At 65.9% G+C, this 437-nt stretch carries 1 protein-coding gene; it reads left to right on the top strand.

The window, feature by feature from the left end:
* A partial coding sequence (locus FLP08_RS17085; RefSeq protein WP_156278126.1) for a VOC family protein occupies positions 1-325 on the top strand: 325 nt, incomplete at its 5' end.
* Between the last annotated feature and the right edge of the window lie 112 nt (positions 326-437).

Here is a 437-nt window from a genome sequence, read left to right as displayed (position 1 = left end):
CCTGTTCCGTTTCGACGAGGCGCCCGGTCCGGTGGTGGTGCCCGAAGGCTGGTGCGACAAGGTGATGCACGCCAACCTGCAGATCGGCGACAGCCAGATCATGGCCTCGGACGGGCACGGGCCGGCGTTGCAGCCGATCTCCGGGATTTCCCTTTCACTGAATACCCGCGACCCGCAGCAGGCGCGGCGCTGCTATGACGCCTTGCTGGAGGACGGCGGGCGGGTCGAGCTGGAGTTGGGCAAGACCTTCTGGTCGCCCTGTTTCGGTACCCTGGTGGACCGTTTCGGGGTGTCCTGGATGATCAATTGCGAGGCCGGCGCCTGACTCCACAAATGAACAAGCCGCCCGAAGGCGGCTTGTTCCGTAGCGCGGCTCACTCGGCGCTGACCGGGGCCTGCACGTCGTTCTTCGCGGTCAGTTCCAGCACCTCGCTGCA

The organism is Christiangramia aestuarii (genome assembly GCF_009735585.1).
Classification (GTDB): Bacteria; Bacteroidota; Bacteroidia; order Flavobacteriales; family Flavobacteriaceae; genus Christiangramia; species Christiangramia aestuarii.
Note: the sequence above shows the minus strand (reverse complement) of the source record. Positions and strands in the feature narration are given on the sequence as shown.